22 protein-coding genes are annotated in these 23,511 nt (G+C 69.5%); 13 read left to right on the top strand and 9 right to left on the bottom strand.

Going from position 1 to position 23,511, the window contains the following annotated elements; genetic code table 11:
- Nucleotides 1–3: 3 nt before the first annotated feature.
- Genes folE through ACE3TE_RS04885 form a run of 4 tightly spaced genes read right to left on the bottom strand, consistent with a single transcriptional unit; the run spans nt 4 to nt 4,255 of the window.
- Nucleotides 4–588, bottom strand: coding sequence for a GTP cyclohydrolase I FolE (gene folE, locus ACE3TE_RS04900; RefSeq protein ID WP_374602726.1), 585 nt, complete (start codon nt 586–588; stop codon nt 4–6).
- A 46-nt stretch (nt 589–634) separates the two neighbouring features.
- Entirely contained in the window at nt 635–1,867 is a 1,233-nt protein-coding gene (locus ACE3TE_RS04895) for a TCR/Tet family MFS transporter (RefSeq protein ID WP_374602724.1), read from the bottom strand.
- A 9-nt stretch (nt 1,868–1,876) separates the two neighbouring features.
- Nucleotides 1,877–3,049 carry a class I SAM-dependent rRNA methyltransferase gene (locus ACE3TE_RS04890; protein WP_374602722.1) on the bottom strand — a complete coding sequence of 391 codons (1,173 nt, stop codon included), beginning with the start codon at nt 3,047–3,049 and terminating at the stop codon, nt 1,877–1,879.
- A gap of 39 nt (nt 3,050–3,088) precedes the next feature.
- Nucleotides 3,089–4,255 carry a GGDEF domain-containing protein gene (locus ACE3TE_RS04885; protein WP_374602720.1) on the bottom strand — a complete coding sequence of 389 codons (1,167 nt, stop codon included), beginning with the start codon at nt 4,253–4,255 and terminating at the stop codon, nt 3,089–3,091.
- 296 nt (nt 4,256–4,551) lie between these two features.
- On the opposite strand from ACE3TE_RS04885, the gene ACE3TE_RS04880 reads away from it, so the two are divergent.
- From ACE3TE_RS04880 to ACE3TE_RS04865, 4 genes are all read left to right on the top strand, one after another.
- Entirely contained in the window at nt 4,552–5,523 is a 972-nt protein-coding gene (locus ACE3TE_RS04880) for a TerC family protein (RefSeq protein WP_374602718.1), read from the top strand.
- Between the two features lie 43 nt (nt 5,524–5,566).
- Entirely contained in the window at nt 5,567–6,340 is a 774-nt protein-coding gene (locus ACE3TE_RS04875) for a rhomboid family intramembrane serine protease (RefSeq protein WP_374602716.1), read from the top strand.
- Between the two features lie 82 nt (nt 6,341–6,422).
- Nucleotides 6,423–7,616, top strand: a complete 1,194-nt coding sequence (locus tag ACE3TE_RS04870; protein WP_374602714.1) for a GGDEF domain-containing protein — start codon at nt 6,423–6,425, stop codon at nt 7,614–7,616.
- Nucleotides 7,617–7,687: 71 nt separating this feature from the next.
- On the top strand, nt 7,688–9,337 hold the full coding sequence (locus tag ACE3TE_RS04865; RefSeq protein WP_374602712.1) for a M28 family metallopeptidase: 1,650 nt from the start codon (nt 7,688–7,690) through the stop codon (nt 9,335–9,337).
- Between the two features lie 101 nt (nt 9,338–9,438).
- Here the strand turns inward: ACE3TE_RS04865 and ACE3TE_RS04860 are convergent, their stop codons facing one another.
- Nucleotides 9,439–9,918: an Lrp/AsnC family transcriptional regulator gene (locus ACE3TE_RS04860; RefSeq protein ID WP_374602710.1), complete on the bottom strand. Its 480-nt coding sequence runs from the start codon at nt 9,916–9,918 to the stop codon at nt 9,439–9,441.
- 122 nt (nt 9,919–10,040) lie between these two features.
- Here ACE3TE_RS04860 and phhA point away from each other — a divergent pair, with 122 nt between their 5' ends.
- A complete protein-coding gene (gene phhA, locus ACE3TE_RS04855; protein ID WP_374602709.1) occupies nt 10,041–10,937 on the top strand; it encodes a phenylalanine 4-monooxygenase in 897 nt (298 codons plus the stop codon).
- On the opposite strand, the gene ACE3TE_RS04850 is transcribed toward phhA, so the two are convergent.
- The gene (locus ACE3TE_RS04850) at nt 10,883–11,608 is read right to left on the bottom strand and encodes a hypothetical protein (protein WP_374602707.1); all 726 of its coding nucleotides are present in this window, start codon (nt 11,606–11,608) and stop codon (nt 10,883–10,885) included. The two genes, phhA and ACE3TE_RS04850, sit on opposite strands and share 55 nt — an antisense overlap.
- Before the next feature lie 155 nt (nt 11,609–11,763).
- Here ACE3TE_RS04850 and ACE3TE_RS04845 point away from each other — a divergent pair, with 155 nt between their 5' ends.
- Nucleotides 11,764–12,903, top strand: a complete 1,140-nt coding sequence (locus ACE3TE_RS04845; protein WP_374602705.1) for a sensor histidine kinase — start codon at nt 11,764–11,766, stop codon at nt 12,901–12,903.
- Nucleotides 12,900–13,541, top strand: a complete 642-nt coding sequence (locus ACE3TE_RS04840; RefSeq protein WP_374602704.1) for a response regulator — start codon at nt 12,900–12,902, stop codon at nt 13,539–13,541. The genes ACE3TE_RS04845 and ACE3TE_RS04840 overlap by 4 nt, the downstream gene beginning before the upstream one ends.
- 4 nt (nt 13,542–13,545) lie before the next feature.
- Here ACE3TE_RS04840 and ACE3TE_RS04835 read toward each other — a convergent pair whose 3' ends face one another.
- The gene (locus tag ACE3TE_RS04835; RefSeq protein ID WP_374602702.1) at nt 13,546–14,793 is read right to left on the bottom strand and encodes an MgtC/SapB family protein; all 1,248 of its coding nucleotides are present in this window, start codon (nt 14,791–14,793) and stop codon (nt 13,546–13,548) included.
- Between the two features lie 90 nt (nt 14,794–14,883).
- On the opposite strand from ACE3TE_RS04835, the gene ACE3TE_RS04830 reads away from it, so the two are divergent.
- Both ACE3TE_RS04830 and ACE3TE_RS04825 read left to right on the top strand, forming a co-directional pair.
- A complete protein-coding gene (locus ACE3TE_RS04830; RefSeq protein ID WP_374602700.1) occupies nt 14,884–15,897 on the top strand; it encodes a class 1 fructose-bisphosphatase in 1,014 nt (337 codons plus the stop codon).
- 1 nt (nt 15,898) lies between these two features.
- The gene (locus ACE3TE_RS04825) at nt 15,899–16,603 is read left to right on the top strand and encodes a 2OG-Fe(II) oxygenase (RefSeq protein WP_374602698.1); all 705 of its coding nucleotides are present in this window, start codon (nt 15,899–15,901) and stop codon (nt 16,601–16,603) included.
- A gap of 9 nt (nt 16,604–16,612) precedes the next feature.
- On the opposite strand, the gene ACE3TE_RS04820 is transcribed toward ACE3TE_RS04825, so the two are convergent.
- Nucleotides 16,613–17,686, bottom strand: coding sequence for a PA0069 family radical SAM protein (locus tag ACE3TE_RS04820; RefSeq protein ID WP_374602696.1), 1,074 nt, complete (start codon nt 17,684–17,686; stop codon nt 16,613–16,615).
- Between the two features lie 54 nt (nt 17,687–17,740).
- On the opposite strand from ACE3TE_RS04820, the gene cls reads away from it, so the two are divergent.
- From cls to ACE3TE_RS04805, 3 genes are all read left to right on the top strand, one after another.
- Nucleotides 17,741–19,156: a cardiolipin synthase gene (gene cls / locus ACE3TE_RS04815; RefSeq protein WP_374602694.1), complete on the top strand. Its 1,416-nt coding sequence runs from the start codon at nt 17,741–17,743 to the stop codon at nt 19,154–19,156.
- A gap of 62 nt (nt 19,157–19,218) precedes the next feature.
- On the top strand, nt 19,219–19,482 hold the full coding sequence (locus ACE3TE_RS04810) for a hypothetical protein (protein ID WP_374602692.1): 264 nt from the start codon (nt 19,219–19,221) through the stop codon (nt 19,480–19,482).
- Between the two features lie 14 nt (nt 19,483–19,496).
- A complete protein-coding gene (locus ACE3TE_RS04805) occupies nt 19,497–19,748 on the top strand; it encodes a GlsB/YeaQ/YmgE family stress response membrane protein (RefSeq protein ID WP_374602690.1) in 252 nt (83 codons plus the stop codon).
- A gap of 30 nt (nt 19,749–19,778) precedes the next feature.
- On the opposite strand, the gene ACE3TE_RS04800 is transcribed toward ACE3TE_RS04805, so the two are convergent.
- The gene (locus ACE3TE_RS04800; protein ID WP_374602688.1) at nt 19,779–22,661 is read right to left on the bottom strand and encodes a diguanylate cyclase; all 2,883 of its coding nucleotides are present in this window, start codon (nt 22,659–22,661) and stop codon (nt 19,779–19,781) included.
- Nucleotides 22,662–22,755: 94 nt separating this feature from the next.
- Here ACE3TE_RS04800 and ACE3TE_RS04795 point away from each other — a divergent pair, with 94 nt between their 5' ends.
- Complete coding sequence (locus ACE3TE_RS04795; RefSeq protein WP_374602686.1) at nt 22,756–23,508, top strand: pyridoxine 5'-phosphate synthase; 753 nt, start codon at nt 22,756–22,758, stop codon at nt 23,506–23,508.
- Nucleotides 23,509–23,511 lie beyond the last annotated feature (3 nt).

Below are 23,511 nucleotides of genomic sequence, written 5' to 3'. Positions count from 1 at the left end.
GCCTCAGCGCCCCGGGCCGACGTCGATGAAACGCAGGAACTCGGCCCGGGTCCGGGCGTCCTCGCGGAAGCTGCCCAGCATCTTGGAGGTGATCATGCTGACGCCGCGCTTGTGGATGCCGCGGGTGGTCATGCACTCGTGCGCACCGACCACCACCACCCCGACGCCGCGCGGCTGCAGCACGTCCTGGATGCAGTTGGCGATCTGCGAGGTCATCTTTTCCTGCACTTGGAAGCGGCGCGCGTAGGCCTCGACCACCCGCGCCAGCTTGCTGATGCCCACCACCTTGCCGGCCGGCAGGTAGCCGACGTGGGCCTTGCCGATGATCGGGGCCATGTGGTGTTCGCAGTGGGATTCGAACTCGATGTCGCGCAGCACGATCAGCTCGTCGTAGCCCTCGACTTCCTCGAAGGTGCGCGCCAGGTACTCGCGCGGGTCGTCGCGGTAGCCGCTGAACCAGTCGCCGTAGGCCTTGGCGACCCGGCGCGGGGTGTCGACCAGGCCCTCGCGCGCGGGGTCCTCGCCGGCCCAGCGCAGCAGGGTGCGGACGGCCTCTTCGGCCTGGTCCTGGGTGACAGGGTTGCTCATGGCGACGGCTCCTTGATCAAGGGAACCATCCTAACTCCCACCGGTGTCAGGGCCGCGTGGTGGTCGCCCGCCAGGCCAGCAGCCCCCCCAGCGAGACCATCACCGCGGCCAGCCAGAAGCTGGCGCCGGCCATCGGGCCGCGCATCTCGTTCGCGGCCACGAAGGCCAGGGTCTGGGTAAACAGCGTCGGCCCGAGGATGCCGGCGATCGAGTTCAGGCTGCCGATGGCGCCCTGCAGCCGGCCCTGTTCGCCGGGCGAGACCCGCGCGGTCATCAGCGACTGCACGGCCGGGTTGGCAACCGCCCAAAGCGCCGCCACCGGCATCGCCGCCCAGAACCAGTAGCCGTTCGGGGCCAGCGCATACATCGCGAAGCCGATGCCGCCGGCGGTCGCGCCGATCATCACCGTGCGGCGGTCGCCGAAGGTGCGGGCGATGCGGCCGACCAGGCCGCCCTGCACGATCACCGTCAGCAGGCCGACCAGCAGCAGGGTCCAGCCGACCATTTCCAGGCCCCAGCCGAAACGGTAGTCGGCGTAGAGCACGAAGGTCGTCGGATAGACCAGGTGCGCCAGCGCCATCAGGAAGCTGACGCCGGCCAGGCCGAACAGCTCCGGATGCGCGCGCAGCATCTTCAGCGAGGCCAGCGGATTGGCCCGGCGCCATTCAAAGGGCGATCGGCGTTGGGGCGGCAGCGACTCGGGCAGCACGAAATACCCGTAGCAGAAGTTCGCCGCGCACAGTCCGGCCGCGACCCAGAACGGCAGGTGCAGGTCGACCGCGCCCAGCCAGGCACCCATCACCGGTGCCACCGTGAAGCCGATGCCGAAGGCCATGCCGAGCCGCCCGAACGCGGCGGAGCGTTTTTCCGGCGGCGTGACGTCGGCGATGTAGGCGTTGGCGGTGCTGAAGCTGGCCGAGGTCGCGCCCGACAGCAGCCGGGCGATGAACAGCAGCGGCAGGGTTTCCGCCATCGCCATGATCAGGAAGTCGACCGCCAGGCCGGCATTCGAGACCAGGATGACCGGCCGGCGCCCGAAGCGGTCGGACAGTGCGCCCTGCACCGGCTGGGCGAAGAACTGCATCACCATGTAGCCGGTGGCGAACAGGCCGTGCCACATCGTCGCGTCGGCGATCTCGCCGCCGGTGACCTGCTTGAGCAGGTGCGGCAGCACCGGGATGATCAGGCCGAAGGCCATCACGTCCACCAGCACCGTGATGAAGATGAAGGCCAGCGCGGCCCTGCGCACGCGGGGCACCTCAGGCAGGGGCGCGTCCATGGACTTTCCTCAGAGCACGCGGCAGAACACCGCCTTCAGGTAGCGGCTTTCCTTCACATGGGCCATGAACGGATGGTCGCCGCCCGCGCCGGCGACTTTCAGCACCTGCACGGTGCGGCCGGAGTAGAAGGCCGCGCGACGGATCATGTCCAGGAACTCTTCTTCCGACACCAGGCCGGTGCACGAGCAGGTGAGCAGGATGCCGCCCGGCTTCACCACCTGCATCGCCAGCTTGTTCATGTCGTTGTATTTCTTCAGCGCCGGGATCACCTGCTCGCGGTCGCGGGTGAGCTTGGCCGGGTCCAGCACGACCACGTCGAACTGTTCGCCGCGCTGGTGGGCATCGCGCAGGTAGTGGAACAGGTCGGCCTGCACGAACTTGATCTTCGCGTCGTTCAGGCGCGCGTTTTTCTCCGCGACTTCGAGGATCTCCTCGTCCAGGTCGATGCCGGTCACCTCGTCGGCGCCGCCGCGGGCCTTGGCGTAAATCGCGAAACCACCCGAATTGCAGCACACGTCCAGCACCCGCTTGCCGGCGGTGAAACGCGCGAGGAACTCGCGGTTGTCGCGCTGGTCGGCGAAAAAGCCGGTCTTGTGGCCACTGCCCGGGCTGGCGCGGAACTTCAGGCCGTTTTCGGTGATCAGGCTCGGCTCGGGCGCCGGCGGCGCGCGGAAGTCGAAGCTTTCCTGCTTCTGCACGTGTTCCTCGGCGAAGCTGTAGAAACGGCAGCCCGGGAACTGTTCGCGCAGCGCGGCATACACCCACTCGCGGTGGCGGAAGGCGCCGGCGGAGAAAAATTCCACCACAAGCAGATCACCGTAGCGGTCGACCACCAGGCCCGACAGGCCGTCACCTTCGGAATGCACCACGCGCCAGGCGTCGGTGGTTTCGTCCAGCCGCAGCGAATCCCGGCGCAGGCCCACCGCGTCGGCGATCTTGCGGGCGAAGAAGGCCTCGTCCACCGCCTCGCCCCGGTCCTCGGTGAGCACCCGCAGGGCGATCCGGGAATGGCCGTTGTAGAAGCCACGACCGACCCATTTGCCGGTGTTGTCGACGACGTCGACGATGCTGCCCGGCTTGGGCTTGGCTTCGGGCTTGACCACCATCTTCTGGAAGATCCAGGGGTGGTTGGAACGGCGCTCGATCTTGAGCGAAATGACGGGCAGGGCAGGCGTATTCATCGGCGGATTGTACCGGGGCCGGCCTGTGGCTGCCCCGGTTCAGACCGCGGGGGACAGTTCGACGCGGTCGCCGCCGGCGCGTTTGGCCTGGTACATGGCTAGGTCGGCGCGTTGCAGCACCGCCTCGAGCACCTCGTCGGGCCGGACCTGGGCGACGCCGATCGACACCGGCACCGGGATTTCCTCGCCGCGATAGAGCATGTGCGCGTGGTTGATCGCTTCACGAAGGCGTTCGGCCACCACCCGGGCACCGGCGGCGTCGGTGCTGGGCAGCAGGGCCACGAACTCGTCGCCGCCCAGCCGCCCCAGGATGTCCTCGCCGCGCAGCACCAGCCGCGCCCGCGCCGCCAGGTGCCGCAGCACGCCGTCGCCGGCGGCATGGCCCAATGTGTCGTTGACGGCCTTGAACTGGTCCATGTCCAGCAGCAGCACCGACAGCGGCCGGCCGTGGCGGCGGGATTCCGAGACCAGGCGGTGGCCCTGTTCGACCAGGCCACTGCGGGCCAGGACGCCGGTCAGCGGATCCACGGTAGCCAGCTTGCGCAGGTCTTCGTAGGCCCGCTCGGTGTGCATCAGGATGAAGCCCAGGCTCAGGAACATCACGCCAACGCAGGCATAGGTGAAGACCGCGATGTCGCTGGGTCCGGCGTCGAACAGGCTGCCCTGCACCCGCGGCGCAAGGATGTGTTCGACAAACCGCCAGCAGGCCACCAGGGCGCCGAAGGCAGCGAAGCTGCCGGCCAGGCGCGCAGCGGTGAAGCCGTCACGCCGGTAGGCGGCCGACAGGGCAAGGGCGATGGCGGCCAGCAGCATGGCCGCCGCCACGGAGTTGATCAGCACGCGGGCGCTGTAATGCGGGCGGAACTCCGAGAACCAGGCCAGCCCGGCCACCGCCACCAGCACCACGCCCCACAGGTGGAGGCGGCGTTCGGGCAGTCCCTGGAAGCCACGCACGGCCCGGGCCATTTCCGCGAAACCCAGCAGGAGCAGGCCGTTGCCCAGGGAAATCGACACCGGGTCGGGCACCTGACCGCGCATCGCAAGCATCACCCAGGCCAGGGGATGCAGCAGCAGGCCGACGGTCCAGATGCGCAGGTGGCGCCGGCGCTCGGCCGGGAAATGCTGGCCGGCCTGGGCGAGGAAAAGCACCGTCAGCGCGCTGAGCAGCACGCCAACCTGCATCACCGAAAGCACGTCCAGCGCCATGCCGTCCCCTTCGATCGCCTCCCGGCCCCGGGGCGAAGATTAGCGCGGCCACGGGCCCAGCGGGTGTGATTGACACCTCGTTAACCCGGAATGACAGAATCTGCGCACAGAAGGGGAGTAGCTCCCGCTGCCGATATCGTCATCACGGGTCCGGACCGCCGTCCAAAACCCCGGTCCGGCAGGCAGGCCACCCAGGCCTGCGAGCGAGACCTTCGCCCGCCCACGGTGAATGGCGTTCCGTCCCGGAACCCGGCGCCGTGGCCCGGACGACAGGCCGCGCACCGGAGATCCCCGTTTTGGAAACCATCGGCACCCCGCTCATGTGGACCGTCTTCACGGTCCTGGTCCTGGTCGCGCTCGCCGTCGACCTGCTGGTGCTGAGGCAGAACGGCCCGCACAAGGTCAGCACCCGCGAAGCGGTGATCTGGTCGCTGGCCTGGATCGCGCTGGCCATGGTCTTCAACGCCGGCCTGTGGTGGTACCTGCAGGGCCAGATGCCGGCCCAGGACGCCGACCGGATCGCGCTGGAATTCCTCACCGGCTACCTGGTGGAGAAGGCGCTGGCGGTCGACAACATCTTCGTGTTCCTGATGCTGTTCACGTACTTCGCGGTGCCGCCGCAGTCGCAGCAGCGGGTGCTGATCCTGGGCGTGCTGGGTGCAATCGTGCTGCGCGGCATCCTGATCTTCGTAGGCGCGGCGCTGATCGCGCAGTTCCACTGGATCCTCTACATCTTCGGCGTGTTCCTGCTGGTCACCGGCGCGAAGATGCTCTGGGCCGCCGGCCAGGAACCGGACATGGACAAGAACCCGGTGCTGCGCTGGCTGACCGGACGTTTCCCGATGGTGCGGCGCTACCACGGCGAGGCGCTGTGGCTGGGCCAGGGCAAGCGGCGCAAGTACACGCCGCTGTTCATCGTGCTGGTGATGATCGCGGTCACCGACGTCATCTTCGCGGTCGATTCGATCCCGGCCATCTTCGCCATCACCACCGACCCCTTCATCGTGCTCACCTCGAACGTGTTCGCGGTGCTGGGCCTGCGCGCGCTGTATTTCCTGCTGGCCGGCGCGGCCGAGAAGTTCCACCTGCTGGCCTATGGCCTGGCGATGGTGCTGATCTTCATCGGCGCCAAGATGCTGCTGGTCGATATCTACAAGATCCCAGTGGCGATCTCGCTGGGCGTGGTCGCGGCCACCATCGCCACGTCCATGGTGATGAGCCTGTGGATCCAGCCGCGGCCGCCCAGGCACCTGCAGCCACCGCGCTGACCCGGGCCTTGCGCCCGCGCCCGCCGGTCCCCACCTGAAAGGGATGGACCCCGAACGCAAGCGCCACGCCGAAGCCGTGCAGCGCCACTTCCGCCGGGCGCTGCTGGCCTCGATGGCCTTCGTGGCGCTGATCGGCGCGATCTTCTTCGCCACGCCGATGCTGGGCGGCTTGCGCGAGTTCGCGCTGGTGCCGCTGCAGGCCAGCGGCCTGGTCGGCATCCTCACCGCGCCGCTGCTGCATGGCTCGGCCGGGCACTGGCTGGCCAACGCCAGCGCGCTGCTGGTGCTGGGCACCCTGGTCGGCACCGTGTATCCGCGCGCCGCACTGCGGGCGCTGCCGCTGCTGTGGCTGCTGTCGGGCGTGGTCACCTGGGTGATCGGGCGGCCGTCCTTCCACATCGGCGCCAGCGGGCTGACCCACGGGCTGATGTTCCTGCTGCTGTTCCTGGGCCTGTTCCGGCGCGACAAGGCCGCCATCGCCGCGGCGCTGATCGCGTTTTTCCTTTACGGCGGCATGGTGCTGACGATCCTGCCACGCGAGCCCGGCGTGTCCTGGGAATACCACCTGGGCGGCGCCATCGCCGGCATCGTCGCGGCCTGGCGCTGGCGCCGGCTGGACCCCGAGCCGCCGCGCAAGCGCTACAGCTGGGAGATCGAGGACGAACAGGCCGGCGCCCTGGCCGAGGCCGACGCTGCCCAGTTCGAGCCGCCGCGTCCGGAGGAGGTTCCGGTGCTGTGGCAGCGCCCGGAACCGCCCGCCGACGGCGTCGTGCTGCCCTTCCGCCGGCGCGGCGGCGAGGACGACGGCGCCCGCTGACATCGTCGGGCTTGCGCCCCCGCCGGCAGGGTGAAACCCTTGCCGGCAAGACCAGCCATCGCCAAAGGAGGCGAGGCCGTCCGTGGAGTGGTCCTTCGACATCCGCTCCGGCCTGCTGGTCGGGGCCTTCCTCACCCTCCTGATCGGCGTCGTCCTGGCGTTCGTCGCCCGCGCCATGCCGCTGCCGTTCCGCCCCGCGATGAACTGGTGGGTGGCGGCCACCCTGCTGCAGCCCGCAGGTTTCGTGCTGCTCAGCCAGCGCGACCAGCTGCCGGCCTGGGTCACCATCGTCGTCGCCAACACCTGCATCGCCGGCGCATTCGCGGCGTATGCCATCGCGCTGCGACGCTTCCACCGGCTGAAGGTCCCCTGGGGCCTGCTGGCCGGCCTGCTGGGCCTGGCCGTGGCGGTGTCGGCCTGGTTCGGCCTGGTGCAGCCCGACCTGACCCGGCGGCTGATCGCCATCTCGGTGGTGCTGGCGGTGATGCTGGGCTACTGCGCCTGGAGCATCTACCGCGGCCCGGACGTGCGCGGGCTGGTGCGCCATGTCGCCGGCGGCGCCTTCCTGGTGGCGACCGTGATCATGGCGTATCGCGCGCTGGCCCTGACCTGGGACCCCGGGCAGGTGATCGCCGTCTTCCAGCTGACGCCGGTGCAGCTGATGACCTACGCGATCGGCAGCGTGTTGCCGGTGGTGGCGACCGTGGGCTTCCTGCTGCTGTGCACTGACCGCAGCCAGCATGAACTCGAGCGCGCCGCGCGCATGGATTACCTCACCGACGTCTACAACCGCCGGGCGATCGAGGAGCTGGGCACCCGCGCGATCGCGGGCGCGCGCCGGCACGGGATGCCGCTGGCCCTGCAGGTGGTGGACATCGACGACTTCAAGCACATCAACGACGAACTCGGCCACGCCGCCGGCGACCTGGCCCTGGTGCGCGCGGTCGAACGCATCCGCGCCTGCCTGCGCGCCGAAGACCTGCTGGGCCGCCTGGGCGGCGAGGAATTCATCGTGCTGATGCCCAATACCGACGGCGCCGCCGCGGTGGCCGCGGCCGAACGCATCCGCGAGGCGTTCTCGGAGCGCCCGCTGCACCTCAATGGCCAGACGCGCCGGGTCACGCTTTCGATCGGGGTGGCGGTGCTGGCGCCGGCCGACCGGCTGTTCTCGCAGCTGCTGCAGCGGGGCGACCGCGCCATGTACGCCGCCAAGCACGCCGGCCGCGACCTGGTGATGGCCGATGCGATGAGCGGCTGGGACAACGCGCCGGACTGATCGCGCCGCCTTCATTCCCAGCAGGCCGGCCCGGTGATAGCTTCCGGGCATACCCCTGGGGAGTTCGCCGAATGAAGCTGTTGCTGGTCCCGATCATGCTGACCCTGCTGGTGGCCTGCGGCCGTGAACCGGCCCCGGACGCCCCCGCGGCGCCCGCCGCCGCGGCAAACCGCGAAGGCGACGCGGCCCGCCGCATCGAGGCCGACGTCGCCTTCCTCGCCGACGACCTGCTTGAAGGCCGCGCCGCCGGCACCCGCGGCTACGACCTGGCCGCGCTGTACGTGGCCAACCGCTACCGCGCCATCGGCCTGGAACCGGCCGGCGACGACGGCAGCTACCTGCAGGCGGTGTCGCTGCTCGAAGGCCGTCGTGAACGCGCCGGCGCCGCTTTTTCGGTGCGCCGCGACGGGCAGCTGATCGACTTCGCCTTCCAGGACGACTTCCTGCCCGGCGTGAACTACAACGCCGCCACCCACGCCGTGACCGCGCCGCTGGTCTTCGTCGGCCAGGCCGTGCACGCGCCCGAACTCGACCATGACGACTTCGACGGCGTCGACGTGCGCGGCAAGATCGCGGTCTATTTCTCCGGCGCACCGTCGGACTTCCCCAACACCCAGCGCGCCTTCCACGCCTCGGGGCGGCAGAAGATGATGGCGCTGGCCGGGCGCGGCGCCATCGGTGCGGTGCAGATCGGCAACCCGGTCGACGAAGCGAAGTACCCCTGGGCCCGCGGCTCGCGCAACTGGGCGATGCCGGGCATGCGCCTGCTGGACGCCGACGGCAAGCCGGTGGACGCCTGGCCGGAGCTGCGCGCCACCGCCAGCCTGGGCGTGCATGCGGCGCGGCGCCTGTTCGAGGGCGCGGAAATGGACGCCGACGAGGTCTTCGCCCGCCGCGAGGCCGGCACCCTGGAAGCCTTCGAGCTGCCGGGCCAGGCGACGCTGTCGGGCAGCACCACGCTTGCCCGCGTGACCAGCCACAACGTCGTCGGCCGGCTGGCCGGCAGCGACGCCGCGCTGGCGTCCGAGCACATCGTCTACACCGCGCACCTCGACCACGTAGGCATCGGCGCCGAAGTCGACGGCGACGGCATCTACAACGGCGCTTTCGACAATGCCCTGGGCACCGCGGTGATGCTGGAGGCGGCCACCGAACTGGTGGCGGCGCCGGCGCCGAAGCGCACGCTGCTGTTCGTCGCGCTCACCGCCGAGGAGCGTGGCCTGCTCGGCGCCGAACACTTCGCGTCCAACCCGGGCGTGGACGGCACGCTGGTGGCGAACATCAACATGGACATGCCGGTTTTCCTGGCCGACGTCACCGACGTGGTGCCGATCGGCATCGAACACAGCAGCCTGGAACAGGACGTCGAGGCCGCCGCCGAGGCGCTGGGCATCGGCCTCACCGCCGACCCCAAGCCCGAGGAAGTGGTGTTCGTGCGCTCGGACCAGTACGCCTTCGTGCGCAAGGGCATTCCCGCCGTCTACCTGGACGCCGGCATCAAGGCGCGCTCGCCGGACGTGGACGCGCTGGCGCTTTACGAAGACTTCCTCACCGGCCACTACCACCAGCCCAGCGACGAAACCTCGCTGGCGATCCATTACCCGAGCGCCGCGCGCCTGGCGATGCTCAACGCCGCGATCGGCCGCCGGGTGGGTGATGCCGAACAGAAGCCCCACTGGAAGGAAGGCGACTTCTTCGGTCGCACCTTCGCCGGGAAGTAGGGCAAGAAGGGGCCCCAAGAAGGGGGTCAGGTTCACTTATGGGCGGAAGACATCCGGGAAACCGACGTCAGATCGCCCATAAGTGAACCTGACCCCCTTCTTCAACCAAGATGGCCGAGCGGCAGTCCCCGCGCCTGCTTCACCGTGCGCAGCACGAAGCTGGAGTTGATGTCGGCGACGCCGCTGGCGTTCAAAAGGTGGTCGAGCAGGAAGCGCGAGAAGTGCGCCAGGTCCTGCACGACCACCTGCAGCAGGTAGTCCATCTCGCCGGTGAGGGCGTGGCAAGCCACCACTTCGTCCCAGCGGTTCACGCGTTCGGTGAAGGCCTGCACGGCGTCGGCGTCGTGGCGGGCCAGCTGCACGCGCACGAAAGCCTGCAGGCCCAGGCCGACGCGTCCGGGGTCGATGCGGGCGGCATAACCGGCCAGCACCCCGTCCTGTTCCAGCCGCTGCACCCGGCGCAGGCAGGCCGAGGGCGAGAGTTTCACCCGCTCGGCCAGGTCGGCATTGCTCAGGCGGCCTTCGCGCTGCAGTTCGGCCAGGATGGCCAGGTCGGTGCGATCGAACTTCAACTGGTCCATTTCATGCGGCCACAGGCTACTTGTGCGCAATGATATTGCGCCTATGGCGGCTGCTCCTGCAACTACGCAAGCCGATTGCGGCTTCCCGGCGATAGACTGGTGCAAAGAGTATGGAGGTCACCATGGATACGCCGGATACCCCGCGCCGCGTCGAACACCAGCTCACCGACAAGGGCTACGTGCCGGTCTACACCACGGCCGTGGTCGAACAGCCCTGGGGTGACTACACCGCCACCGACCACGAGGTCTGGGCGACGCTGTTCAAGCGCCAGCGCGAGATCCTGCCCGGCCGGGCCAGCAAGGAGTTCCTGGCCCAGCAGGAGGTGATGGGCATGTCCGCCGACCGCATCCCGAAGTTCGACGAACTCAACCCGGTGCTCCGCAAGGCCACCGGCTGGGAGCTGATCGGCGTCGAGGGCCTGCTGCCGGAACTGACCTTCTTCGAACACCTGGCCAACCGGCGGTTCCCGGTCACGTGGTGGATCCGCAAACCCGACCAGCTCGACTACCTGAGCGAGCCGGACCTCTTCCACGACCTGTTCGGCCACGTGCCGCTGCTGATGAACCCTGTCTTCGCCGACTACATGGCCGCCTACGGCCGCGGCGGCGTCAAGGCGCACGGCATCGGCCCGGAAGCGCTGGTGAACCTGACGCGGCTGTACTGGTACACGGTGGAATTCGGGCTGATCAAGGAAGACGACGGCCTGCGCATCTACGGCAGCGGCATCGTCAGCTCCAAGAGCGAATCGATCCACTGCCTGGAATCGAAGGCACCCAACCGCATCGGCTTCGACCTCGAGCGCATCATGCGCACGCGCTACCGCATCGACACCTTCCAGAAGACCTACTTCGTGATCGACAGCTACGAGCAGCTGATGGAAGCGACGCGGCCCGACTTCACGCCGATCTATGAAAGGCTGGCCAAGGTCGACAGCTTCCCCGCCGGCTCCGTGCAGCCGGACGATCAGGTGTTCAACCGAGGCACCGGCGAAGGCTGGCTCGACGACGGCGACGTCTGAACCTTCGCCGCCGGGCGGCCGTACCTGCGGTTGAGCCACCAGCCCGCGATGAAGGCACCGGCCAGCGGCGTGAACCAGGAGAACAGCTGCAGCAGCTGCGGATCGACGCCGGGAAGCAGGCCGCGCAGGCCGATGCCGAAGAAGGCGATATGGGTGGCGACGCCGTTGCCGATCAGCGCGCCGTAGTGTTCCTTGAGCCACCACTTCGGGTCGGTGGCCGAACGCCGCCAGCTTTTGATCGCGCCGACGCCGGCCATCACGCCGACGCCGCCGAACACCTGAAGCAGCACCGCGCCCGCCTGGAAACCCAGGGCGATGATCGCCAGGCCGCAGGCAGCGGTCAGCGCCGCCACGAACCAGTACATCGGGCCGAAGTAGGCCGCGCGGTCGCGCCGGTCGCGGATCGCGCGCCAGGCGGACCAGGTGGCGTTGCCGACCAGCACCAGCAGGTAGGTCAGGAAGAGGGCGCCCACCGGGTTGCCACGTTCGGTGACCTGCAGCACGAGCGGGACGCCGGTGAGCACGATGCCCACCATCGCCAGCAGGTAAACCTGGCCGACCCGGCGATGCAGCGGCGAACCCTTCTTCGCCAGGCCCGCCGTCCAGAAGCAGGCCAGGGCAATCGTGCCGGCGACGACGTGGGCGAAAACGATCAACTTGGCGAGGTCCACGGCTAACTCCTTCGGTGCGCTGACTGGGCGTGCCGCCAGTCTCGTGCAGGGCCGCGGCCGGCTCAGGTGCCGGCGGTCACCGGTTCCGGGTGCCGGAAGTCACTTTGTTGCCGCAAGGGCTTGAGCCCCGCGCGGCGCCGGCCCAAGCTGGCGGCATGCACTCACCCTTCAAGAAGCTGTTCACGCCGCTCAACTTCGCCGGCTACGTCACCTGGGCGGCGATCGGCTGGGAGGTGGTTTTCCTGGGCTCGGGCGTGCCCGCGTGGCTGGGTTCGGCGGCGCCGGCCTGGCTGCTGGCAACGCTGCACCTGGCCTGGTTCGGCCTGTTCCTTGGCGTGCTTGGCTCGGATGAAAATGCCAACAACCGCCTGCGGGTGATGGTGCTTGCGCAGTACGTGTTCGCCTTCGCGATGATGGCGCTGGCGCGCAACTCCACGCTGCCGATCCTGCTGATCCTGTGCGCGGTGCAGGTGGCGCACCTGTGGTCACCGCGCGGCGCGGCGGTGGTGCTGGGGCTGGTGAACCTGGCGCTGTACGGCATTTATGCGTTCGTCTGGGACTGGGGCTCGCCGGTGGTGGGCACGCTGATGGTGGGCTGCTTCCAGATCTTCGCCGCCAGCGCCGCTTGGTTCGGCATCAGCGCCGAACGCGCCCGCGACGAACTGGCCGCCACCAACGCCGACCTGCTGGCGACGCGTTCGCTGCTGGCCGAAACCGCGCGCGACGGCGAGCGCCTGCGGCTGTCGCGCGAACTGCACGACGTCGCCGGCCACAAGCTCACCGCGCTGAAATTGAACCTGGCGGCGCTGGCGCGCGATCCGCGCGTGACCGGTGATGCCCAGGTGGCGCTGTGCGCACGCCTGGCCGACGAACTGCTGGCCGACATCCGCGAGGTCGTGCAGCAGATGCGCCGCTCCGACGGCATGGACCTGGGCCCGGCGATCGAGGCCCTGGCCACGCCCTTCCCGCGGCCGCGCCTGCACCTGCAGATCGACGGCGACACCCGCGTGGGCTCGCTGGCGCAGGCCGAAGCCGTGCTGCGCGCCGTGCAGGAAGGCCTGACCAACGCCGCCCGGCATTCCCAGGCCAACAACCTGTGGGTGGTGCTGGCCCGCGAACCCGGCGGCCTGCGCCTGGACATCCGCGACGACGGCCGCGGCCGCGGTGCGCTGGAACCCGGCAACGGCCTGCGCGGCATGCGCGAACGCCTGCAGGCCCTGGGCGGCGGCCTGGAACTGGGCCGCACCGACACCGGTGGCGTGCACCTGCAGGCCTGGCTACCGGTGGCGGCATGAGCACCGCGCCGATCCGCGTCGCACTGGCGGACGACCAGGCCCTGGTGCGCAGTGGCCTGACGGCACTGCTGGCCGGTTTCCCGGAGCTCGAGATCGTGGTGCAGGCCGGCGACGGCCAGGCCCTGATCGACGCGCTGGCCCACACGCCGGCCGACGTCATACTCTCCGACATCCGCATGCCCGGCCTGGACGGCTTCGGCCTCGTGCGCACGCTGCGCGAAAGCGGCGACGCCACTCCGGTGGTGCTGCTGACCACCTTCGACGACGACAGCCTGCCCCTGGCCGCGGCCGAAGCCGGCGCCCAGGGTTTCCTGCTGAAGGACGCCTCGCCGGAAGACCTGTTCGAAGCCATCACGCGGGTGGCCGGCGGCGAGACCCTGCTCGCACCGGTACCCACCGACCCGGTACGCGCGCGTTACGCCTACCGCGACCAGTCGGCGCCGACCGACACCTTCAGCGAACGCGAAGTCGCGATCCTTCGCCTGATCGCCGGCGGTTATTCCAACCGGGAAATCGCCAAGGCCGTGTTCCTGTCCGAGGGCACGGTGAAGAACTACGTGTCGGAGATCCTCGACAAGCTCGGCACCCGCGACCGCACCCGCGCGGTGCTCAAGGCCATCACGCTGCGCATCATCTGAAGGCTCAGGCCAGCCAGGCCACCGCGGCCACCGCGACGACCATCGCGACCAGGCCGGCGGCGACGCGCAGGCCATACGCGGCCCCGCCGCTGGCGAAGGCGACCACCGACTTGGCGATGGAGCTCGCCGCCAGCAGCAGCACCATCGCCCAGCGCGCCTGTTCGCCGTCGAAGGCGCCGCTGGCGAAGAGTTTGGCGACGGTCGCCGCGGCCGCATGCACTTCGGCCAGCGCCGCCAGCGTGGCGCCGGCCATCGCCCCGCGCGGACCCAGCCAGGCATTGAGCGCCGCCGAGGCGAACAGCACCGCGGTGATGATCACCGCGAACAGCAGCGCATGCCGGAACCGGAACATGCGCGACTGCGCGGTCGGCGGCGGTTCGCCCTGGCCATCGGGGCGCAGGCCGAGCAGGCCGCCGACCAGCAGCACGGCGCCGCCCGCAGCCAACTCGCCGGCCACCTGCGGCAGCAGCGCCGGCGACACCGCCAGCAGGATCGGCACGAACAGGCTCAGCGAGGCCAGGTTGGCCAGCATCGCCGCGCCGACCGCCGGCGAACGCAGCGCCGGCGTTTCCCGCACGCGCTGCCCGAAGCCGGCCACCGCTGCGGTCGAGGACACATAGCCGGCGAAAAATCCCGCTACCGCCAGGCCCCAGCGATTTCCGATCAGCCGCAGCGCGACATGGCCGACGGCGCTGATCGCCATCACCAGCACCACCAGCTTCCACAGCATCGCCGGGTTGAAGACGTCGTAGGGCCCGATGCTGCGGTCGGGCACCAGCGGCAGCACGACCAGGGCCGAGGCCAGCAGTACCAGGCCGTCGCGGACCTCGGATTCGCTGACGCGTTCGCGCGCCAGCTGGTGCAGCGGCGCCTTCAGGTAGACCAGCGCCGCGACGACCACGCCCAGGCCACCGGCCAGCGCCGGCAGGCCCAGGGCCAGGCCGCCGAGCAGGGTGGTCAGCACCAGGGTGATTTCGCCGGTCAGTCCGGGGTCTTCGGCGCGGCTCAGCCGGTAGCTCATGCCGGCAAACAGACCGGCCATCGCCACCACCACCACGAAGACCGCCAGCCCCAGCCACAGCGCCACGGCGCCCGACAGCGCCGCCAGCGCGTGCGTGCGCAAACCGGCCGAGGTGGCGCGGTCCGGATGCCGGCGCTCGCGCACGGCGCCGACCAGCAGGCCCACGCCCAGGGCGGTGCCCAGCGACAGCAGGGGCAGGGTGTCCGGGCTTGGCGGGGTCAGCGGGGGCATGCCCGATTGTGGCGCCAAGCGCACCCGCGCTTGCAAGCCCGGCGCGGGCCCGGACAATGCCCGGGTCTGCCGCCGCCCCGCTGGAGAGCCATGAAACCGATTTCCCTGACCCGCTACCTGATCCAGGAACAGCACGCCGGACGCATCAACGCCGACCTGCGCCTACTGATCGAGGTCGTGGCCCGCGCCTGCAAGACCATTTCGATCGCCATCGGCAAGGGCGCGCTGGGCGGCGTGCTGGGGGACGCCGGCACGGGCAACATCCAGGGCGAGGCACAGAAGAAGCTCGACGTGCTCAGCAACGACATCCTGCTCGAGGCCAATGCCTGGGGCGGCCACCTCGCCGGCCTCGCGTCCGAGGAAATGGACCACAGCCAGCCGATCCCCGACGCCTTCCAGCGCGGCAACTACCTGCTGCTGTTCGATCCGCTGGACGGCAGCAGCAATATCGACGTCAACATCTCGGTGGGCACCATCTTCTCGGTGCTGCGTTGCCCCGAGGGCGTGACCACGCCCGGCGATGAACACTTCCTGCAGCCGGGCACCACCCAGGTCTGCGCGGGCTACACGACCTACGGGCCCAGCACCCAGCTGGTGCTCACCATCGGCCACGGTACCCACGTGTTCACCCTGGACCGCGAGATCGGCAGCTTCATCCTGACCACGCGCGATGTGCAGGTGCCGGCGGAAACGAAGGAGTTCGCCGTCAACATGTCCAACCAGCGCTTCTGGGAAGCGCCGATGCAGCGTTACGTCGGCGACCTGCTGCAGGGCAAGGAAGGGCCGCGCGGCAAGGACTTCAACATGCGCTGGGTGGCCTCGATGGTGGCCGACGTGCACCGCATCATCACCCGCGGCGGCATCTTCAGCTACCCGCTCGACAGCAAGTGCCGCGACAAGGGCGGCAAGCTGCGGCTTATGTACGAGGCCAACCCGATGGCCTTCATCATCGAACAGGCCGGCGGCGCCGCCAGCACCGGCCGCCAGCGCATGCTCGACGTGCAGCCGACCGGGCTGCACCAGCGAGTGCCGGTGTTCCTGGGCTCGCGCGACGAGGTGGCCGAGGCGGTTCGTTACCACCGCGAACACGACCAGGGCGCCTGAGGTGCAGGACGGCGACTTCATCGAGATCTACGAAGACGCCATCCCGGCGGATGCCTGCGCGCAGATCATCCGGCGCTTCGAAGCCTGCGGCCAGGACCAGCCGGGCCTGGTCGGCGGCGGGCTTTTCCCCGACCTCAAGAACAGCCGCGACATCAGCATCTCCGGCAAAGAGGAATGGCGCGACGTCGAGGCCAGCTTCGTGCAGGCAGTGCTCAGGGGCCTGGCGCTGTACCTGCGCAAGTATCCGTACACGCTGATCGCGCCCCTGATGATCCAGCACGGCGCCAGTCCGGGCGCCGTTCGCCGGCTGGTCGCGGAAGACTTCCCGACGCTTGCCGACGAAACGCTCGGCGAGGTCATCCGCTCGATCTTCCGGCCCGGCCGCATCAACCTGCAGCGCTACCGGGCCGGCGAGGGCGGGTATCCCTACTGGCACTGCGAGCTCTACCCGCGCGACCCGGGCTGCGAAACCCTGCACCGGCACCTGCTCTGGACGGTTTACCTCAACGACGACTTCCAGGCCGGCGAAACCGAGTTCTTCCACCAGCAGCGCAAGGTGCCGCCGCGCACCGGCAGCCTGCTGATCGCGCCGGCCGGCTTCACCCACACCCACCGCGGCAACCGCCCCGAGGGCGGCGACAAGTACATCGCGACCAGCTGGGTGCTGTTCAACCGCGCCGAGCAGATTTTCGGCAAGCCGGGCTGAGGCCTGGCGTCAGAACAGTTCGCCCTGCGGGCCCGGTTTGCGCGGCGGAACGAACTGGCTGCAGTCGAGGGTGAATCCCCGCTTCGTCGTGAAGCCAAGCTTGCGCGCTGCCAGGTCGAATCGCTGGCCGACGAGCTGTGCCCAGGCGCCCGTGCCGGCCTGGCGCTGGCCGAAGCTGGCGTCATAGTCGCGACCGCCGCGGGCCTGCCGCACCAGGCTCATCACGTGGGCGGCGCGTTCGGGAAGGTGCGCGTCGAGCCAGTCACGGAAGATCGGGCCCACTTCATGCGGCAGCCGCAGCAGCACCATGCCTGCGCGGCTGGCGCCGGCCTCGCGTGCGGCCGTGAGCACCGATTCCAGCTCCGCATCGTTCACGGCCGGGATGACCGGTGCGAACATCACGCCGGTCGGGATGCCGGCCTCGCTGAGGCGGCGAATGGCCTGCAGCCGGCGATGCGGCGCGCTTGCGCGCGGCTCGAGCTTCGCCGACAGCCGGTTGTCGAGCGTGGTTACCGAAAGCGCGACGCTGACCAGATTGCGCTGCGCCAGCGGTGCCAGCAGGTCCAGGTCGCGTTCGATCAGCGCGTTCTTGGTGAGCAGCGTGAACGGATGACCGCAGTCGGCCAGCACTTCGATGATGGCGCGGGTCAGGCGGAACCTGCGTTCGATCGGTTGGTAGGGATCGGTGTTGGTGCCCATCGCGATGGGCGCGCAGGCATAACCCGGCTTGGCGAGTTCGCCGCGCAGGACTTCGGCGACGTTGGTCTTGGCGAACAGCCGGGTTTCGAAATCGAGGCCCGGCGAGAGGTCGAGGTAGGCGTGCGAGGGACGGGCGAAACAATAGCTGCACCCGTGTTCACATCCCCGATAGGCATTCACCGAGCGGTCGAAGGGAACATCGGGCGACTGGTTGCGGCTGATGACGCTGCGGGCGCGCTCTTCCGCAACCACGGTGCGCGGATCGGGCGCGCCCGGGTCCTCGTCGGCCCAGCCGTCGTGTTCAGCGTGGCGCGTGGTGACCGCGAAACGGCCTTCGCGATTGCCGCCGGCGCCTCGGCCCTTGGGCAGGTTTGATGCCATCATGGGCGCCAGTTTGCCGCCGGCGGGTCTCGTCCGGCGAGACCACAGGGAGCCTGCATGGATCTTTCCTTCGATTGGGACACCCTCCGGCCCTGGCTGATCGGCCTGTGGGTGCTGTACATGCCGGTGATGGCCGGCTGGATAGTCATGAAGAAGCGCGAGCCGATCGCCACCCTGAGCTGGGTGCTTTCGCTGGCGGCGCTGCCCTGGATCGGGCTGGTGATCTACCACTTCCTGGGGCCCCAGCGGATTGTTCGCCAGCAGCGGCGGCGCAGCCTGTCCCGGCGCAGCCTCGAACCGGTGCTGCCGACCGACCTGGTGACCAGCGACGATTGCGCCACCGTTTCCCACCTGGCCCAGACCATCACCCATTTCGCGCCCAGCAGCGCCGTCGACGTGAAGCTGCTGGTGGGCGGCAAGGCCACCTTTGCGGCCCTGCACCAAGCCATCGCCGGCGCGAAGCACCACTTGCACCTGGAGTACTACATCTTCGAACCCGACGAGACCGGCACGCCGCTACGCGACGCGCTGGTGGCCAAGGCGCGCGAAGGCGTGCGCGTGCGGCTTCTGCTGGACGCCGTCGGTTCGGCGAAACTGTCCAAGGCCTTCCTGGCGCCGCTGGTGGAAGCCGGGGCCGAGGTCGGCTGGTTCCACCCGGTGAAGCTGCGCTGGCTGTGGCGTCCGCGCATCAACCTGCGCAACCATCGCAAGATCGTCATCGTCGACGGCTGCGTGGCCTTCACCGGCGGCATCAACATCACCGACGAGGAGAACGAGGCGGTCAATCCCGATGCCTTCCACGATCTGCACCTGCGGCTGGAGGGTTCGATCGTGCGCTGGCTGCAGCTGGCCTTCCTGGAAGACTGGCACTACGGCACCGGCACCGCGCTGCGCGACGAAAACCTGTGGCCGGAGCCGCGCGAGGGCAAGCTGCTGGCGCATGCCCTGCCATCGGGGCCGGATTCGGTGTGGGAATCGATCCACCGGGTCAAGGTCGAAGCCATCCACCAGGCCGACCATCGCGTCTGGCTGGTCACGCCCTACTTCGTGCCGGGCGAGGCCGCGCGCATGGCGCTGACTTCGGCGGCCATGCGCGGCCTGGATGTGCGGGTGGTGGTGCCGGCGAAGAGCGATTCGATCCTGGTCAGCGCGGCGGCCCGTTCCTACTACGACGAGCTCCTGGCCTCGGGTGTGCGGGTCTTCGAGTACCAGCCGCGCATGCTGCACAGCAAGGCGCTGCTGGTGGACGACGACACCTGCATCATCGGCAGCGCCAACTTCGACCACCGCAGTTTCCGGCTCAATTTCGAGCTGAGCCTGCTGCTGCACGACCGTGACGTCGCCGCCGAGCTGGAGAAGGAGATGGAATCGACCCTCTCCCACTGCCGGGAAGTGAAGTCCGACGACCCGCCGCAGCCCTTCCTGCGCCGCCTGGCCGACAACGCCACCCGCCTGCTATCGCCTCTGCTCTAGGCACGGTGGCTGGACTGGCCGCCGGCTTGGGCTAAACTCCCGGCAACCCTGCGAGGTGACCCATGCACTGGCTTTATCTTCTCGGTTCCCTGGCCTGCCTGGGCCTGGCCATGTGGCGATCGATGCCGACCCTGGGCGTGCTGGTTTTCCTGGCCGGCTCGCTGGCGCTGATGGTGGCCTTCCTGCTGGGCTGGCTCAATTCGCGCATCGCCAGCACCTCCCGCGACGCCAGCCACATCATGACCGCCGAAGAACTCCGGCACCTGCGCGAGCAGGCAGAGGCGCGCAAGGCCGCGCTGGGCGAAGACTCCACCCACCGTTCCTGAAAGGAGGCAACACGATGGACGCAACGAGTCTTTTGGTTTTCCTGATCATCGGCGCGCTCGCCGGCTGGCTGGCCGGGGTTGTCATGAAGGGCCGCGGTTTCGGCATCCTGGTGAACATGATCGTGGGGGTGCTGGGCGCCTTCCTCGGCGGCTGGCTGCTGCCGATGCTGGGCGTGCAGTTCGCCGGCAGCATCGGTGTCTTCATCACGGCCTTCCTCGGCGCGGTGGTGCTGCTGGCGATCATCGCCCTGATCAAGCGGGCCTGACCGGCCCGGCTTTTCCCGCGGCCGGCTGGTTCAGCCGGCCGCTTCGCCGGTATCGGTCGCCACCCGGTTGCGGCCGCTGCGTTTTGCCTCGTACAGCGCGGCGTCCGCGCGCCGCAGCAGGCTGTCGGGTTCGAACTGCACGACCGGCACCGACCCCGCCACGCCGATGCTGACCGTCATGCCCGCGTCGCTGGAGGCAATGGCGGACCGGATGCTTTCGGCCCGGCGCGTGGCTTCTTCGACATGCACGCCCGGCAGCAGCAGGGCGAATTCTTCACCGCCGTAACGCGAAAGCAACTCACGCTGCGGATCATGCTGCTGCGACAGGCGCTGGGCGATGCCGCGCAGCTGCACGTCGCCCTCGAGATGGCCGTGGGCGTCGTTGTAGGCCTTGAAGTGGTCCACGTCGATCATCAGCACGCTCAGCGGCCGGCGCTGGTCAAGGCAGCGGTACCACTCGCGGCGCAGGCCGTTCTCCAGGGCGCGGCGGTTGGCGACGCCGGTCAGGGCATCTTCGGTGGCCAGTTCGGCCAGCTTGCGGTTGGCGTCTTCGAGCTCGTGCGTGCGCTCGGCGATGCGCGCCTCGAGGCGGCGGTTGGCTTCCAGGAAGCGTTCGGTGCGCAGCCGCACCAGCCACAGCGCCACGGCCACCGCGAGGCCGAACAGCGCCAGGCCCGCCAGCGCCTTCACCCACCACTGCTGGTACCAGTAGGGCAGCACGCGGAAGCGGTAGGTCATCGCGGCGGGCTGGCGGCCGGTGCCGGTGCGGGCCTGCACTTCCAGCGCGTAGTCGCCGGGCGGCAGGGCGCGGATGAAGAGGTCGCGGTCGGCCCATTCACTCCAGTCGCTGGTGACGCCGTGCAGCTGGTAGCGGAACTCGGCGCCGCTTTCCATGCTGACCATCGCGAACCGCAGCGTCAGGCTGTGGCCGGGAGGCAGGCGCACGGGCTCGGCGCCGTTGGTCTGCGTGGGCAGGACCCGGGTCTGGCCGGTCGCATCCTGGGCGATGACGGATTCCATGCCCAGCTGCAGCGGACGCGAGTCAGGGCGCTGCTCGTCGGGATTGAACTGCAGCAGGCCGGTCCAGGTGGCGATGCGCAGCACGCCGTCCTTGCCGAAACGCACATAGGAGTAGCCCGCCATGCCACGACCGCCGGGATACAGCGGATCCCACTGGTCCTTGCCGGCGGGGCGGAACCACAGCTCGCGCGAGGTATAGGCATAGTCGCCCAGCGGGGTCTGTTCGACCGACATTTCATGGGGGCGTTCGACCAGCGTGATCGGCGGCGCGTTGTCGGCGACGAAGCGGTCGCCTTCGAAGCGGAAGCCGGCCTCCCCGCTGGTGGCCCGGATCTGGTCCTCGAAGCGGTAAACGCTGGTGCCGAACCGGGGGCTCACCGCCAGACCACGACTGTCGTCGAAAACTTCGCGCGAGGACACCTCGCCGGTGGCGGGGTCGACCTGCCAGCGCTGCACGGGACCCCGCGAATCGCCGATCCACATGTCGCCGGCGACATCGCCTTCCTCCAGGCCGAAGACGCTGATGTCGCCAAGCGACACCCGCGCCCCCTCCTGCCAGCGCCCCTGCCGGTGGTGGAGCAGCAGCAGGTCGGGTCCGCCCAGGCCGTAGACCAGATCCGGATCGTGGCGCGAGGGCATCAGGGCGAAGACGCCGTGGTGCGGGTGTTCGAACAGGAGCCGCGGCGTGTCCGAACCCGGCTCCAGCGCCAGCAGGCCCTCGCGGATGCCGATCAGCAGGGTGTCGCGGGCCGAAAGCAGCGTAGAGGCCGCGTTATCCGTCCAGGGCAGGCGTTCCGCACGTGGCTGGCCGTCGGCGGCGGGTCGCAGGCGCTGCAGGCCCTGGCTCGTGGCCAGCCAGAGCGCGCCGTCGAACCATTCGAAGTCATTGGGATTGCCGGCCAGGCCTTCGTCCTCGCCCAGGTGGGACCAGGGCGATGGCAGGGTCAGACGCTTGAGTTCGTTTTCGGTGGCGACCCAGAGGCCGCCCTCGCGGTCCACTTCCAGCGCCAGGACGCCGTAGTTGCCGAGGTCGAGGTTCTCGCGGACGCGCAGGTCAGCGTCGAATCGCAGCAGCCGGCCATCGAGCGTGCCGACCACCACCGATCCGTCGGCCAGTTCGCGCACGGTGTAGCCGCGGAAGTTCGCCAGCAGGTCGCTGGCCGGCCCGTCGAGGCGTCGGATGCCTTTGTCGTTGGCCAGCCGGAGTCCGTCGCCGGCGACCAGCAGCAGGTCGTCGCCACGTTCGATGATGCCCGGCAGCGGCACGTCGGCCAGCGCATCGCCACCGGGCAGCAGCTCGAACGTGCCGTCGCTGAAGCGCACCAGTCCCTGGCCCTGGACGCGCGCCAGCAGTTCGCCACGCACCCAGTAGAAACTGCGCGTGTCGCCGGGAAGCGGCCACCGGCGCGCCTTGCCGCCGCCGTCGGGCAGCAGGACCAGGCGCTGTTCAGCGCGGAAATAGATGCCGTGCGGCGTGGCGATGGCCTGGGACACGAACCCAAGATGGCGCTGGTCGCCGGTGAGGCCGGCGGCATCGAGCAGTTCCTCGTAGGCCAGGCCACCTTCGCCGTCGGGCGCGAGCCGACCGAAGGTGTCGTAACCGCCCACGTAGACCAGGCCATCGTTGCCGATGGTCAGTGCATGGGCGGCGGAGCGCGCCGGCAGCATGGTCAGTCGCCAGTCGATGCCGTTGAAGCGCAGCACGCCTTCCTGGTTGCCGGCGAAAAGTTCGCCGTCCGGGGACGTGGCCAGGGCGATGTGACCCGGCTTGGCCCGGGTCTGTTCCGAGCCGTAGCTTCGCGACAGCGGCGCGCCGGGCACCGTGTCCGCCGGGGACGCCACCGGGCAGACCAGCAAGGCCAGCAGGACGAGCAGCGGCAGGAGCGGTCGCATCCGGAGATTATGTCTGAAAGCCGGGTCCGGAAAGCGCGAATTGCTCTCGTTTTCCCGCTTCCCGGTGCCCGGGCCACAGGGTAGGCTTGCCGCCATGACCGTGCTCAGCGTCAACGTCAACAAGATCGCCGTCCTGCGCAATTCCCGCGGCGGCGACGAACCCCGGGTCGGCCAGGCCGCCGAGGCCGCGCTGCGGGCCGGCGCCGGTGGCATCACGGTGCATCCCCGGCCGGACCAGCGGCATATCCGCCCGGCGGACGTGCGGGAGCTGGCCCGCCTGGTGGAGGGTCGGGCCGAGTTCAACATCGAGGGCAATCCGTTCGCGCCACCGCGGGGGGATTACCCGGGCCTGCTGGCGCTGGTGTGGGAAACCCGACCGCAGCAGGCGACGCTGGTGCCGGATTCCGACGGGCAGATCACCTCCGACCACGGCTTCGACCTGATCCGTGACGGACCGCGCCTGCGGCCGCTGATCGCCGAGTTGAAGGAATGCGGGGCGCGGGTGTCGCTGTTCATGGATGCCGGTGCGCCCGACATCGCCCTGGCCGCTGAACTCGGCGCGGATCGGATCGAGCTCTACACCGGGCCATACGCCGAAGCCTTCGCGGCCGGCGATGCGGCGCAGGCGCTGGCCCTGTGCCGCCAGACGGCCGAACAGGCCCGGGCCGCCGGCCTCGGCGTCAACGCCGGGCACGACCTTAGCCAGGCCAATCTTGGCGAGTTCCTGCGCGGGGTGCCCGGGGTGCTGGAGGTGTCGATCGGCCATGCCCTGGTCGGCGAGGCCCTTTATGCGGGCCTGGAGCCGACGGTGCGCGCCTATCTGGCGGTGATTGCCGCGACGCGCTGAGCC

This window comes from Arenimonas sp., from assembly GCF_041919775.1.
Lineage (GTDB): Bacteria > Pseudomonadota > Gammaproteobacteria > Xanthomonadales > Xanthomonadaceae > Arenimonas.
The sequence above is the reverse complement of the archived record's forward strand: the minus strand, read 5'-3'. Positions and strand labels throughout refer to the sequence as shown.